General features: G+C 64.5%; 13 protein-coding genes and 1 tRNA gene. 8 read left to right on the forward strand and 6 right to left on the reverse strand.

Annotated elements, in window-relative coordinates; translation table 11 throughout:
- Positions 1–23 precede the first annotated feature (23 nt).
- Positions 24–1,334 carry a hemolysin family protein gene (locus ACTG4X_RS27930; protein WP_093057454.1) on the forward strand — a complete coding sequence of 437 codons (1,311 nt, stop codon included), beginning with the start codon at positions 24–26 and terminating at the stop codon, positions 1,332–1,334.
- 22 nt (positions 1,335–1,356) lie between these two features.
- On the opposite strand, the gene ACTG4X_RS27935 is transcribed toward ACTG4X_RS27930, so the two are convergent.
- Both ACTG4X_RS27935 and ACTG4X_RS27940 read right to left on the reverse strand, forming a co-directional pair.
- Entirely contained in the window at positions 1,357–2,037 is a 681-nt protein-coding gene (locus ACTG4X_RS27935; protein ID WP_097198201.1) for a lytic transglycosylase domain-containing protein, read from the reverse strand.
- A complete protein-coding gene (locus ACTG4X_RS27940; protein WP_097198200.1) occupies positions 2,034–3,779 on the reverse strand; it encodes a proline--tRNA ligase in 1,746 nt (581 codons plus the stop codon). The genes ACTG4X_RS27935 and ACTG4X_RS27940 overlap by 4 nt, the downstream gene beginning before the upstream one ends.
- A gap of 147 nt (positions 3,780–3,926) precedes the next feature.
- Here ACTG4X_RS27940 and ACTG4X_RS27945 point away from each other — a divergent pair, with 147 nt between their 5' ends.
- Entirely contained in the window at positions 3,927–4,595 is a 669-nt protein-coding gene (locus tag ACTG4X_RS27945; RefSeq protein WP_093057451.1) for an RNA pyrophosphohydrolase, read from the forward strand.
- Complete coding sequence (locus tag ACTG4X_RS27950) at positions 4,543–5,136, forward strand: CNP1-like family protein (protein WP_176928885.1); 594 nt, start codon at positions 4,543–4,545, stop codon at positions 5,134–5,136. Before ACTG4X_RS27945 ends, ACTG4X_RS27950 begins: the two co-directional genes overlap by 53 nt.
- Positions 5,137–5,180: 44 nt before the next feature.
- Here the strand turns inward: ACTG4X_RS27950 and proB are convergent, their stop codons facing one another.
- The 4 genes from proB to rplU form a co-directional block, all read right to left on the reverse strand.
- The gene (gene proB / locus ACTG4X_RS27955; protein ID WP_093057450.1) at positions 5,181–6,320 is read right to left on the reverse strand and encodes a glutamate 5-kinase; all 1,140 of its coding nucleotides are present in this window, start codon (positions 6,318–6,320) and stop codon (positions 5,181–5,183) included.
- A gap of 90 nt (positions 6,321–6,410) precedes the next feature.
- A complete protein-coding gene (gene cgtA, locus ACTG4X_RS27960; protein WP_440532460.1) occupies positions 6,411–7,487 on the reverse strand; it encodes an Obg family GTPase CgtA in 1,077 nt (358 codons plus the stop codon).
- Between the two features lie 71 nt (positions 7,488–7,558).
- On the reverse strand, positions 7,559–7,819 hold the full coding sequence (gene rpmA, locus ACTG4X_RS27965) for a 50S ribosomal protein L27 (RefSeq protein ID WP_093057448.1): 261 nt from the start codon (positions 7,817–7,819) through the stop codon (positions 7,559–7,561).
- Positions 7,820–7,831: 12 nt separating this feature from the next.
- Positions 7,832–8,143 (reverse strand): 50S ribosomal protein L21, encoded by a 312-nt coding sequence (gene rplU / locus ACTG4X_RS27970; RefSeq protein ID WP_007833243.1) that lies wholly within the window; start codon positions 8,141–8,143, stop codon positions 7,832–7,834.
- Positions 8,144–8,334: 191 nt separating this feature from the next.
- Here rplU and ACTG4X_RS27975 point away from each other — a divergent pair, with 191 nt between their 5' ends.
- From ACTG4X_RS27975 to ACTG4X_RS27995, 5 genes are all read left to right on the forward strand, one after another.
- On the forward strand, positions 8,335–9,327 hold the full coding sequence (locus ACTG4X_RS27975) for a polyprenyl synthetase family protein (protein WP_093057447.1): 993 nt from the start codon (positions 8,335–8,337) through the stop codon (positions 9,325–9,327).
- 51 nt (positions 9,328–9,378) lie between these two features.
- Positions 9,379–9,455, forward strand: a tRNA-Pro gene (locus ACTG4X_RS27980).
- Between the two features lie 113 nt (positions 9,456–9,568).
- Complete coding sequence (gene pilB / locus ACTG4X_RS27985; RefSeq protein WP_097198199.1) at positions 9,569–11,302, forward strand: type IV-A pilus assembly ATPase PilB; 1,734 nt, start codon at positions 9,569–9,571, stop codon at positions 11,300–11,302.
- A 26-nt stretch (positions 11,303–11,328) separates the two neighbouring features.
- Complete coding sequence (locus ACTG4X_RS27990) at positions 11,329–12,558, forward strand: type II secretion system F family protein (RefSeq protein WP_093179184.1); 1,230 nt, start codon at positions 11,329–11,331, stop codon at positions 12,556–12,558.
- Positions 12,558–13,523 carry a prepilin peptidase gene (locus ACTG4X_RS27995; protein WP_440532461.1) on the forward strand — a complete coding sequence of 322 codons (966 nt, stop codon included), beginning with the start codon at positions 12,558–12,560 and terminating at the stop codon, positions 13,521–13,523. The genes ACTG4X_RS27990 and ACTG4X_RS27995 overlap by 1 nt, the downstream gene beginning before the upstream one ends.
- Positions 13,524–13,528: the final 5 nt, after the last annotated feature.

Genomic DNA, 13,528 nt, shown 5'->3' on the forward strand with positions numbered 1-13,528 from the left:
GTGGCCGTCTTCGACGTGCCACCATGACCCTGACCCAAAGCCTGCTCATCATCGCGCTACTGATTGCGCTGAGCGCCTTCTTCTCCCTTGCCGAAATCACCTTGGCTGCCTCGCGCCGCCTGCGTTTGCGCCAGATGGCCGACGAAGGCGACCCTCGGGCGGAGAAAGTGCTGCGCGTGCAGGAGCAGCCCGGCCATTACTTCACCGTGGTGCAGATCGGGCTCAACGCGGTGGCGATCCTCGGCGGCGTCGTGGGCGAAGGCTCGCTCAGCCCTTACTTCGCAGTCTTCTTCGAGAAGTGGCTGAGCGTCGAGGCTTCGGCCAGCGCGGCCTTCCTGTGCTCGTTCATCATCATCATCGCGGTGTTCCTGGTGTTCGCCGACCTGTTCCCCAAGCGGCTGGGCATGAGCAACCCAGAGCAGTTGGCGGTGCGCATGGTCGGGCCGATGCAGCTGCTGATCACCACCTTCAAGCCGCTGGTGTGGTTCTTCACGCGCTGCACCGACCTGCTGTTCAAGCTGCTCGGCATGCCGATGGTGCGCGACGACAAGATCACCTCGGCCGACATCCTCGCGATGACCGAGGCCGGCGCCCGGGCCGGCGTGCTCGCTGTGCGCGAGCAGCAGGTGATCGCCAACGTGTTCGAGCTGGAAACACGCCTTGTGAGCAGCGTGATGACCGCGCGCGACAGCATCGCCTGGTTCCTGCATGACGACCCCGAGTCGGTGCTGCGCGCGCGCATCGTGGCCGAGCCCTTCTCGGCGTATCCGGTGTGCGACGGCGACATCGACCACGTGCTGGGCTATGTGGACGCCAAGGACATGTTCCAGCGCGTGCTCAGCGGCCAGCCGCTTGCCTTCGACCAGGGCCTGCCGCTGCACAAGGCGCTGGTCATTCCCGACCGGCTATCGCTGACCGAGGTGCTCGAGCAGTTTCAGCAGGCGCATGAAGACTTCGCGATCATCGTCAACGAATACAGCCTGGTGGTGGGCGTGATCACCCTCAACGACGTGATGAGCACGGTGATGGGCGACCTTGTGTCGATGCCCGACGAAGAGCAGATCGTGCAGCGCGACGAGAACTCGTGGCTCATCGACGGCATCACGCCCATTCAGGACGTGCAGCGCGCGCTGCACATCGACGAGCTGCCGCATGCCGAGGAATACGAAACGCTCGCGGGCTTCCTGATGGTGATGCTGCGTCGCGTGCCCAAGCGCACCGACAACGTGACCTGGGGCGGCTACACCTTCGAGGTGATGGACGTGGACAGCTACCGCATCGACCAGGTGATGGTCACGAAGGGCTCGGGCACCGCCAAGGCGCCGGCGAACTGACTGGACTGGCTGGCTTGCAGACTCAGGCCGCCGACCGGTCCTTGTCCTTTTCCTTCTCGCGTTCCTTGTCGTTGAACACCCAGAGCCGCTGGTTGGCGAACACCGCGTTCGGGTAAGGCGACTTGCCGCGGCTGCCGTTGTAGCGACCCAGCGTCATGTACAGGTCGCCGTTCTCGCGGTCGAGGTAGTGGCGCAGGATCACGCAGCCGAAGCGCAGGTTGGTCTGCATGTGGAAGAGCTTGGCCGAATCGCTGTCGCCGATCACGCGCGTCCAGAACGGCATGACCTGCATGTAGCCGCGCGCGCCGGCGCTCGACACCGCGAACTTGCGGAAATTGCTCTCGACCTGCACCAGCCCGAGCACCAGGCTCACCTCGAGCCCCGAGCGCTTGGCTTCGTACCAGGCGGTCTGCAGGAATTCGATGCGCGAGGGCGCGTCGGCGATCTTCTTCTTGAGGCGTTCGCTCATCTCGCCGAGCCAGCGCAGGTAGGCCAGGCGGGCTTCGGTGTTCGCGAACTGGGGCACCGGCGGCGCCTTGTTGTGGATGGCGGAGCTCAGTGCGGTGCGCACCGAGTCGATCAGCGGCTCCTCGATCTGCGCACCGGCCAGAGCGGTCTGCGGCAGCGACAGCATTGCGAGGGCGCCCGCCGTCACGGCGCCGCCCAGGCACTGGCGTCGCGAGAAGCCGCCCTCGAGGCTCATTTGGCGAGCTTGCCGGTGATGAAGTCGACGATGCCGGCTGCGGGCACCTTGGTGGCCGCGGTGTCACGCCGGCCCTGGTATTCGAGCTGACCTTCCTTGAGACCGCGATCCGAGATGACAACGCGGTGCGGCACGCCGATCAGCTCCCAGTCGGCGAACATCGCGCCGGGGCGCTCGCCGCGATCGTCGAGCAGCACATCGACGCCCTTGGCAAGCAGCTCTTCGTAGAGCGCTTCGGCCGCGACCTTGACCTCGGGGCTGCGGTCCATGCCGATGGGACAGACCACCACCGTGAACGGAGCCAGCGCGTCGGGCCAGATGATGCCGCGCTCGTCGTGGTTCTGTTCGATGGCGGCGGCCGGCAGGCGGGTGATGCCGATGCCGTAGCAGCCCATTTCGAGGAACTGCGGCTTGCCGCCTTCGTCGAGGTAAGTTGCGTTCATGTCCTTGCTGTACTTGGTGCCCAGCACGAACACGTGGCCGACTTCGATGCCGCGCTCGATGGCCAGCACGCCCTTGCCGTCGGGCGAGGCGTCGCCCGCGACCACGTTGCGGATGTCGGCGATCAGGTCAGGCTCGGGCAGGTCGCGGCCCCAGTTGACGCCGGTCATGTGGAAGTCGACTTCGTTGGCGCCGGTGATCCAGTCGGCCATGACGGCAGCTTCGCGGTCGGCCACCAGCTTGACGGGCTTCTTGAGGTTCAGCGGGCCCAGGTAGCCGGGCTTGCAGCCGAAGTGGTCCTCGATCTCGGCGAGGGTCGCAAAGCGGAAGCCCTGGTTCAGGCCGGGCAGCTTGCTGACCTTGATCTCGTTCATGTCATGGTCGCCGCGTAGCAGCAGCAGCCAGACCTGCGAGCCCTTCGGATTGCCGGCCTCATCGACGATGTCGGTGGCCAGCACCAGCGACTTGATGGTGGTCGACAGCGGCACGCCGAGCAGCTCGGCCACGTCGGCGCAGGTGCTCTTGCCGGGGGTCGGAGTCTTCTGGAGCGCATTGGCGGCCGCGGGACGCGGGCCGGCCGGGGCCAGCGCCTCGGCCTTTTCCATGTTGGCGGCGTATTCGCTGTCGGGGCAGTAGACGATGGCATCTTCGCCGGTCGCGGCGATCACCTGGAACTCTTCGCTCAGGTCGCCGCCGATGGCGCCGCTGTCGGCCGCCACGGCGCGATAGCGCAAGCCGAAGCGGTCGAAGATGTTGCGGTATGCCTGCGCCATGGTCTGGTAGCTGGCCTTGGCCGCGTCGAGGTCGCGGTCGAAGCTGTAGGCGTCCTTCATGATGAATTCGCGCCCGCGCATCAGCCCGAAGCGCGGACGGCGCTCGTCGCGAAACTTGGTCTGGATCTGGTAGAAATTCTTCGGCAGCTGCTTGTAGCTGCGGATCTCCTGGCGCGCGATGTCGGTCACGACCTCTTCGCTGGTCGGCTGGATCACGTAGTCGCGGTCATGCCGGTCCTTGATGCGCAGCAGCTCGGGGCCCATCTTCTCGAAGCGGCCGGTCTCCTGCCAGAACTCGGCCGGCTGCACCACCGGCATCGTCATCTCGACGGCGCCGGCGCGGTTCATCTCCTCGCGCACGATGGCCTCGACCTTGCGGATCACGCGCAGCCCCATGGGCATGTAGGTGTAGATGCCCGTGCCGAGCTTCTTGATCATGCCGGCCCGCATCATGAGCCGGTGGCTCGCGACCTCTGCGTCAGCGGGCGCTTCCTTGAGAGTGGAGACAAAAAATCGGGAAGCTTTCATCGGGATCGGTGTGATGGATTCGCTGGATTCGAAAATGGGAAGTGGGGGACTGCTCCCCCGGAGAGACCCTGAGAGCCTGGCATCGGCAGCTTGCCGAGGGCAACCCGGCATGCATAATCGACTCAGTTCAAAAATTGGGGTTTGATTATGCTCGACCGGGACGGCTTCAGGCCCAACGTCGGCATCATCCTGCTCAACCAGAGAAACCAGGTTTTCTGGGGCAAACGCATACGCACGCATTCCTGGCAGTTTCCGCAAGGCGGCATCGACCGCGGCGAAAGTCCCGAGCAAGCCATGTTCCGGGAACTGCACGAGGAAGTGGGGCTCCACCCGGAGCACGTGCGCATCGTGGCCCGTACCCGCGACTGGTTGCGCTACGAGGTGCCGGATCGGTTCATCCGCCGTGACGCACGGGGCCACTACAAGGGCCAGAAACAAATCTGGTATTTGCTGCAACTCGTCGGCCACGACTGGGATCTCAACCTTCGTGCCACCGACCATCCCGAATTCGATGCTTGGCGCTGGCACGACTACTGGGTGCCGCTCGACGTGGTCGTCGAGTTCAAGCGCGGCGTCTACGAGATGGCGCTCACCGAGCTTGCTCGCTACCTGCCAAGGCAGGATTTCCGCAACCGCTTCCTGCGCAGCAACGTGCGCGCCCGAGAATTCGAGCGCCATTCGCCAGACGCCGGGGCGCCTCCCGGACTGGACCTGCCGCCCGGCGGCAGTTTCGATCCGCATCCCGACATTCCTTCTGCGAGCGATGAACCTCCTGTCCACAACAACAAAGCGCCGTTCCTTCCGACGCAACGCTGAGCGCGCCCTTCTTCTGATCTGCTTCGGCGTTCTCGCGGGCTGCGCCTCGGGCCAGCACGACACCGACAACCCCGACTGGGCGCAGGCCGGCAGCCCGCCGCCGCCGAAGCGGTCCGAAACGGACAAGGAATGGGAAGAAACGGCAACGCCGCCGCCGCCGGCCTTCAGCGAAAGCCGTCTGCTGCCGATCGAGATGCCGCCTTACATGAGCCTGAAGTTCGGCGTCGACCCGAACACGATCGCAATCACTGGCGACGGGATCGTGCGTTACGTGGTGGTGGCACACAACCGCAACGGCGGTGCCGTCAACGCCTTCTACGAGGGCGTGCGCTGCTCTACGGCGGAAATGAAGAGCTATGCGCGCTACAACAACGGCGCCTGGCAGGACGTCGCAAAGCCGGAGTGGAAACGCCTGAACGACCTGAACTCCAGCTACACCCGGGCGCTGTCGACCCAGGCCCTGTGTCGCGGCAATGCGCCGCGCGCCTCGATCGGGGAAATGGTGCAGAACATGCGCAACCCGGTGCGGGAAGTGCAGTAATCCAAACAACAACGGGGCGCAAGGCCCCGTTGTTGTCTGGATCATCAACTGGGCATCAGCACCATGTTGTCGCGGTGGACCATCTCGGGCTCCGCAACATAGCCCAGCAGGCGCTCGAATTCGCTCGAGGGCTTGCGGCACAGCAGGCGCGCCTCCACGCTCGAATAGTTGGCAAGGCCCCGGGCCAGCTCGACGCCATCGACATCGCGCACCGCGATCACGTCGCCGCGCGAGAACTCGCCTGAAACGCTGGTCATGCCGATCGGCAGCAGGCTCTTGCCCTCGGCTCGCACCTTCGCGGCCGCGCCTGCATCGACGACGACGGCGCCGCGCAGTTGCAGATGGTCGGCCATCCAGCGCTTGCGGGCCTGGTGCTTGGCAGTCTGCGCCACCAGCAGCGTGCCGATGGACTCGCCCCGCGCCAGGCGCAGCAGGGCATCGGCCTCGCGACCCCAGGCGATGACGGTAGAAGCGCCCGAGCCCGCGGCGCGCTTGGCCGCGAGGATCTTGGTGATCATGCCGCCCTTGCCGATGCTCGACCCCGCCCCACCCGCCATCGCTTCGAGCGCCGGATCGCCCGCGGCGGCTTCGTGCACGAACTTGGCTTCCGGGTCCTTGCGCGGGTCGGCCGTGTACAGGCCCTTCTGGTCCGTGAGGATGACCAGCGCATCGGCCTCTACCAGGTTGGCCACGAGTGCGCCGAGCGTGTCGTTGTCGCCGAACTTGATCTCGTCGTTGACGACCGTGTCGTTCTCATTGATGACCGGCACCACACCCAGCTTGAGCAGCGTGACCAGTGTCGAGCGGGCATTGAGGTAGCGCTCGCGATCGGCCAGGTCGGCGTGGGTCAGCAGCACCTGCGCACTGCCGATTTCGTTTTCGCGCAGCTTGGTTTCGTACATCTGGGCCAGGCCCATCTGTCCGACGGCCGCAGCGGCCTGAAGCTCGTTGATTTCGTGCGGTCGGGTGCGCCAGCCGAGGCGCTTCATGCCTTCGGCGATGGCCCCGCTCGACACCATCACGACCTCACGCCCTTCGCGCACCAGCGCAGCCAGTTGCCGGCACCACTCGCCGATGGCGGCCTCGTCGAGACCGCGCCCCTCGTTGGTCACGAGGCTGGAACCCACCTTGACGACGATACGGCGGGCATCCCGCAAGGCAGTGGATCCGGAGTTCGAGGTCATTTTCGGGGTGTAACGGTCTTGAATGCTGCGTGGGTTGCTGTCTGTCTATCCACCTGTTGGCAGGGCCGCGGGGCGATGCGGCAACGCCGCTCAGGCGCCCTCGGAAGGCAACGGCGTGAAGCGCGGATCGACGACGACCGGCGCGTGCTCGGCCACCTGCTGCGCCTTGACCTGCTGATAAACAGCCTGCACCAGGTGTTCGCAACCTTCGCGTGTGAGTGCCGAGATTTCGAACACAGGCCCCTTGAAGCGCAGGCGCTTCACGACGTCCTTGACGCGCGCCGCGCGTTCTTCGGTCGGCACCATGTCGAGCTTGTTGAGCACGAGCCAGCGCGGCTTTTCGTAGAGCGCGGCGTCGTACTTCTTGAGTTCGCCGACGATGGCCTTGGCCTGAGCGACGGGGTCGATGTTGTCGTCGAACGGTGCCATGTCGATCACGTGCAGCAGCAGGCGCGTGCGTTGCAGGTGACGCAGGAAGAGATGGCCGAGGCCCGCACCTTCGGATGCGCCTTCGATCAGACCGGGAAGGTCGGCCACCACGAAGCTCTGCTCCGGGCCGACGCGCACCACGCCGAGGTTCGGGTGCAACGTCGTGAAGGGGTAGTCAGCGATGCGCGGGCGGGCATTGGAAATGGCGCTGATCAGCGTCGACTTGCCGGCATTCGGCATGCCGAGCAGGCCGACGTCGGCCAGCACCTTCAGCTCCAGCTTGACGCTGCGCTTTTCACCGGGCCAGCCGGGCGTCTTCTGACGCGGCGCGCGGTTGATGGCGCTCTTGAAGCGCATGTTGCCGAAGCCGCCGTCGCCACCCTTGGCAATGGTGATGACTTCGCCCTCTTTCAACAGCTCGAACAGCACCTCGCCGGTTTCGGCATCGGAGATGATCGTGCCGACCGGCATCTTGAGCATGATGTCGTCGCCCGCGGCGCCGAACATGTCGGAGCCCATGCCATGCTCGCCGCGCTTTGCCTCGTGGCGGCGGGAGTAGCGGAAATCGACCAGCGTATTGAGGTTCGAGTCGGCAACCGCGAACACGTGGCCGCCACGGCCGCCGTCGCCGCCGTTGGGGCCGCCGAATTCCTTGTACTTCTCATGACGGAACGACACGCAGCCGTTGCCGCCATCGCCGGCGGCGATGTCGATGAAGGCTTCGTCGACGAACTTCATGGGATGTCCAGTTTACAAATGAAGAAGCCCCGGCAATGCGGGGCCTCGGGCAGGTCGAAGTGACTCGAGGCTTACGCCGCGGGGGTCACGTTGACCGTGTGCTTGTTGAGTGCACCCTTGGTACCGAACGACACGTGGCCGTCGACCAGGGCAAACAGCGTGTGGTCCTTGCCCACGCCGACATTCACGCCGGGGTGGAACTGGGTGCCGCGCTGGCGCACGATGATCGAGCCTGCGCTGATCAGCTCGCCGCCGAAAGCCTTCACGCCGAGCATCTTGGGCTTGGAATCGCGCCCGTTTCGCGTTGAGCCGCCGCCTTTTTTCTGTGCCATGGAATCTGCTCCTTAGCCGGCGATCGCGCCGATTTGCAGTTCGGTGAACTGCTGGCGATGGCCTTGACGTTTCTGATAGTGCTTGCGACGGCGCATCTTGAAGATGTGGACCTTGTCGTGCTTGCCGTGCGACAGTACCGTGACTGTCACCGTTGCGCCGGACACCAGGGGCGTGCCAACCTTGATTTCAGCGCCGTTTCCGACGGCCAGAACCTGGTCGATCACGATTTCCTGGCCTACGTCCGCAGCAATCTGTTCTACTTTAATTTTCTCGCCGGAAGCAACGCGATACTGCTTGCCACCGGTTTTTATGACCGCGTACATGTAAACCTCTTAGAAATGAGTCTCCGCAGCGAATTCCGCAGAGCCCAAGATTATAGCGCTGTTTGTGGTTGCTAACCACTTTCGGCCCAGCGCAATCCCGGCAAACCGCCGCGGCTCCCTATAATTTGCGCCTTCCGGCCCTTCCTCCGCCTGGGTCGCCATCATCCTCAGCAGCGCTCCGCGCCTCCGCTTTGCCAGTTCCCGCCGCCGACACCTCCCCCACCGCCACCGTGCTGGACCTGATTGCCGGCGACATGGTCGAAGTCGACCGTGTGATCGCCCGCCGCCTCGACACGGGCGTGCCGCTGGTCAGCCAGGTTTCCAGGTACATCATTTCCGCTGGCGGCAAACGCCTGCGGCCGGCACTCCTGCTGCTGATGTCGGGCGCGCTGGGTTACACCGGCGAGCAGCGCTTCAATCTGGCCGCCGTTGTGGAATTCATCCATACGGCCACCCTGCTGCATGACGACGTGGTCGACGAATCGACCCTGCGGCGCGGCCGGGCGACCGCCAACGAATCGTTCGGCAACCCGGCCAGCGTGCTGGTCGGCGACTTTCTCTACTCGCGCGCATTCCAGATGATGTTGGATGCCAACAACATGCGCGTCATGCAGATCCTGGCCGAAGCCACCAACGTGATCGCCGAAGGCGAGGTACTCCAGCTGATGAACATGCACGACGCATCGCTGGACGAGGCGGCGTATCTGCGCGTGATCCGCTCGAAGACCGCGAAGCTCTTCGAGGCCAGCACCCGCCTCGCGGCCGTGCTGGCAGGCGCCACACCCGAAGTGGAAGAAGCCTGCGCAACCTACGGACAGGCACTCGGCACCGCTTTCCAGGTGATCGACGACGTGCTGGACTACGCGGGCGACGCCAACGAGACAGGAAAGAACGTCGGCGACGACCTGCGCGAAGGCAAGACCACGCTCCCGCTCATCTTCGCCATGCAGCGCGGCACCTCGGCACAGAGCGACCTGGTGCGCGCTGCCATCGAGGCGGGCGATACCGCCCAGCTGGGCAAGGTCGTCGAGATCGTTCGCGAAACTGGAGCCCTGGATGCTTCCCGCGCGGCGGCTGCCGCCGAAGCACAACGCGCAATTCATGCGCTGAACGGCTTCCCGTCCAATTCGCACGCTTCAGGTTTGCTACAATTGGCGGCTCAGTTGCTTGAGCGACGTGCCTGAACACCTCTCCTGAGTTGGCATCTAGGACGATTTCTTTTTTCTTGCAACCATCGGGGTGTAGCTTAGCCTGGTAGAGCGCTACGTTCGGGACGTAGAGGCCGGAGGTTCGAATCCTCTCACCCCGACCAGCCTTTGGCTGGCATAAATAAATGGCCATGCCTGTTGCTGTGTAGCGATTTACAGCACTGGGCTGTTCAGCGATGATCGTGAAGCACTTTTTCACATCTTTTTCATTCGCTGAATGGCCGCTGCCGAACTTCCAGTTAAAGAACCCTCGCAGATTGCCCTCCCCGGGCTCGCGCGCGCCCTGGTGTCGGCCGGCAAGCTTCCTGCCAGGGCCGCCGAAGACATCTACCAGAAGTCCCTGAGCGGCCGCACCAGCTTCATCGCGGAGCTGACCGGCTCCGGCGCCGTCTCGGCCGCCGATCTCGCCCACACCCTTTCCACCGCCTTCGGCGCGCCGCTGCTCGATCTCGACGCCATCGATCCCCAGCGCCTGCCGAAGGATCTGCTCGACGCAAAGCTGTGTCACGCGTACCGCATCGTTGTCCTCAGCAAACGCAACAACCGTCTGATTGTTGCAACAGCCGACCCCTCGGACCAGCAGGCGGCGGAGAAGATCAAGTTCGCATCCCAGATGGGTGTCGACTGGGTCATCGCGGAATACGACAAGCTGTCCCGAATGATCGAAGCCGCCGCAGTGACGGCAGCGGAGAGCATCAACAACATCGTCGGCAGCGAGTTCGAGTTCGACGATGTCTCGGCCGACACCTCAGGCGACAGCAACGAGCAGGCGATCGCCGAAGTCGAGGACGCACCGGTCGTGCGCTTCCTTCACAAGATGCTGCTCGACGCCGTCGGCATGCGGGCCTCGGACATTCACTTCGAGCCCTATGAGCACCACTACCGCGTGCGCTTCCGGGTCGACGGCGAACTGCGCGAGATCGCCAGCCCGCCCACCGTCATCAAGGACAAGCTGGCATCGCGCATCAAGGTCATTTCCCGGCTCGACATCTCCGAGAAGCGCGTGCCGCAGGACGGCCGCATGAAGCTCAAGATCGGGCCCGACCGCGTGATCGACTTTCGCGTGAGCACGCTGCCCACGCTGTTCGGCGAGAAGATCGTCGTTCGTATTCTCGACCCGAGCAGCGCGCGTCTGGGCATCGATGCCCTGGGCTACGACGCGGATGAAAAGGCGCGGCTCCTGCATGCCATCGGCCGCCCGTACGGGATGGTGCTCGTCACCGGCCCCACGGGCTCGGGCAAGACGGTGTCGCTCTACACCTGCCTGAACCTGCTGAACCAGCCGGGCGTCAATATCGCGACGGCAGAAGACCCGTCGGAAATCAACCTGCCCGGCGTCAACCAGGTCAACGTCAACGAACGGGCCGGCCTGACCTTCGCGACCGCGTTGCGCGCCTTCCTGCGCCAGGATCCCGACATCATCATGGTCGGCGAAATCCGCGACCTCGAAACCGCCGACATCTCGATCAAGGCCGCGCAGACGGGCCACTTGGTGCTCTCCACGCTGCACACCAATGACGCGCCGACCACGCTCACGCGGATGCGCAACATGGGCATCGCGCCGTTCAACATCGCGTCCAGCGTGATCCTGATCACGGCGCAGCGCCTTGCACGGCGGCTGTGCACCGTCTGCCGCGTGCCGGCCGACGTCCCGCGCGAAGCGCTGCTCGACGCGGGGTTCAGGGAAGAAGACCTGGACGGCACCTGGAAGCCCTACCGCCCCGTCGGCTGCTCCGCCTGCAGCGGCGGCTACAAGGGCCGCGTGGGCATCTACCAGGTGATGCCGATCACCGAGGCCATCCAGGAAATCATCCTGCGGGACGGCAGCGCGCTCGACATCGCACAGCAGTCCGAGGCAGAGGGCGTACGCTCGCTGCGCCAGTCGGGTCTGCGCAAAGTGATGCAAGGTCTCACTTCTCTGGAAGAAGTCGTGGCCTGCACCAACGAATAACGAACACACTGAAAACCGGAGATCGAATGGCAACAGTGGCATCCACCCGCTCACGTGATGGGCTCAAGGAGTTTGTCTTCGAATGGGAAGGCAAAGATCGCAACGGCAAGATGGTGCGCGGCGAACTTCGCGCCGCCGGTGAAAACCAGGTGCAGGCTGCCCTGCGTCGCCAGGGCGTGCTCGCGTCCAAGATCAAGAAGCGCCGCATGCGCTCCGGCAAGGCGATCAAGCCCAAGGACATCGCCATCTTCACGCGCCAGCTGGCGACCATGATGAAGGCCGGCGTGCCCTTGATGCAGTCCTTCGACATCGTCGGGCGCGGCAATGCGAACGCGAGCGTGGCCAAGCTGCTCAACGACATCCGCAGCGATGTGGAAACCGGTACCTCGCTGTCGGCCGCCTTCCGCAAGTTCCCGAAGTACTTCGACAACCTCTACTGCAACCTGGTGGAGGCCGGCGAAGCAGCCGGTATTCTCGAAGAACTGCTGGACCGGTTGGCCACCTACATGGAAAAGACCGAGGCGATCAAGTCCAAGATCAAGTCGGCCCTGATGTACCCCACTTCCGTGGTCGTCGTGGCGTTCGTGGTGGTGGCCATCATCATGATCTTCGTGATTCCGGCATTCAAGCAGGTGTTTACTTCGTTCGGGGCCGATCTGCCTGCACCAACGCTGTTCGTGATGGCGATGAGCGAGTTCTTCGTCTCGTACTGGTGGCTGATCTTCGGCGGCATCGGCGGCGGGCTCTACTTCTTCATGCAGGCCTGGAAGCGCAACGAGCGCTTTCAAAGGGTCATGGACCGGGCACTGCTGAAGGTGCCGATTTTCGGCACGCTGATCGAAAAATCCTGCGTGGCTCGCTGGACCCGTACGCTGGCCACCATGTTCGCCGCCGGCGTGCCGCTGGTCGAAGCCCTCGACTCGGTGGGCGGGGCCTCTGGCAATACCGTCTACGGCGACGCCACGACGAAGATCCAGCAGGAGGTCTCCACGGGCACCAGCCTCACCACGGCCATGACCAACGCCAACCTGTTCCCGTCCATGGTGATCCAGATGACCGCCATCGGCGAAGAATCCGGCTCCATCGACCACATGCTGGGCAAGGCCGCCGACTTCTACGAATCCGAAGTGGACGACATGGTCGCAGGCCTCTCCAGCCTGATGGAACCCATCATCATCGTGTTCCTCGGCACCATCATCGGCGGCATCGTGGTGTCGATGTACCTGCCTATCTTCAAGCTCGGCCAGGTCGTTTGATGCTCGTTTCGCGGGAGTTCGACACCGCTTTCGCCGGTGTGCTGGGGCTATTGATCGGCAGTTTCATGAATGTCGTCATCTACCGCACGCCGGTGATGATGTACCGCGACTGGCTCGCCGACGCGGTCGCCAATCTCATGCCGTCGAAGGACGCACCCTCGCTGTGGTCGCTGGCCTTCGGTCCGAAGGTCGCGCCCCCCGCGGGGCTGGAAGCGGCAGCCGACAAGGCCGCCGCCGTCATCGAGGCACAACCTCCTTTCGACCTGACCCGTCCAGCGTCGCGCTGCGGAACGTGCGGGCACAAGATCCGCTGGTACGAGAACATCCCCGTGCTGAGCTACGCCATGCTGCGCGGGCGCTGCTCGTCGTGCAAGACCGCGATCAGCCCGCGCTACCCGATGGTCGAACTGGTCACGGGCGCCCTGTTCGCCCTCTGTGCCTGGCGCTTCGGCGTCACGCCGGCCGGAGCGCTGTGGGCCGCATTCGGCGCCCTGCTGATCTGCCAGTTCCTGATCGATTTCGACACCCAGTTCCTGCCTGACTCGCTCAACTACCCCCTGCTCTGGCTTGGCCTGATCGGCGCGGCCATGGGCTGGACCGGCGTGCCGCTGAGCTCGGCGGTCTGGGGCGCGGTGTTCGGCTACCTGAGCCTCTGGCTTGTGTACCATGGCTTTCGCCTGGTCACGGGCAAGGAAGGCATGGGCTATGGAGACTTCAAACTGCTCGCCGCGCTGGGCGCCTGGCTCGGCGCCGACTACCTCATCGCGATCATCCTCGTCTCCTCGCTGGTGGGCGCGGTGATCGGCGTGACGCTGCGCATCGCCGGCAAGCTGGCGCACAAGGACATTCCCATCGCCTTCGGCCCCTTCCTGGCCGGAGCGGGCCTCGTCTGCCTGGTGGCGGGCCCGGAAGTCGTGAGGCAATGGATTCCGTTCGCCTTCCCCCTTGGCGCACTGATCCATTGACACAC

The organism is Variovorax sp. YR566 (genome assembly GCF_051992195.1).
Taxonomy (GTDB): domain Bacteria; phylum Pseudomonadota; class Gammaproteobacteria; order Burkholderiales; family Burkholderiaceae_C; genus Variovorax.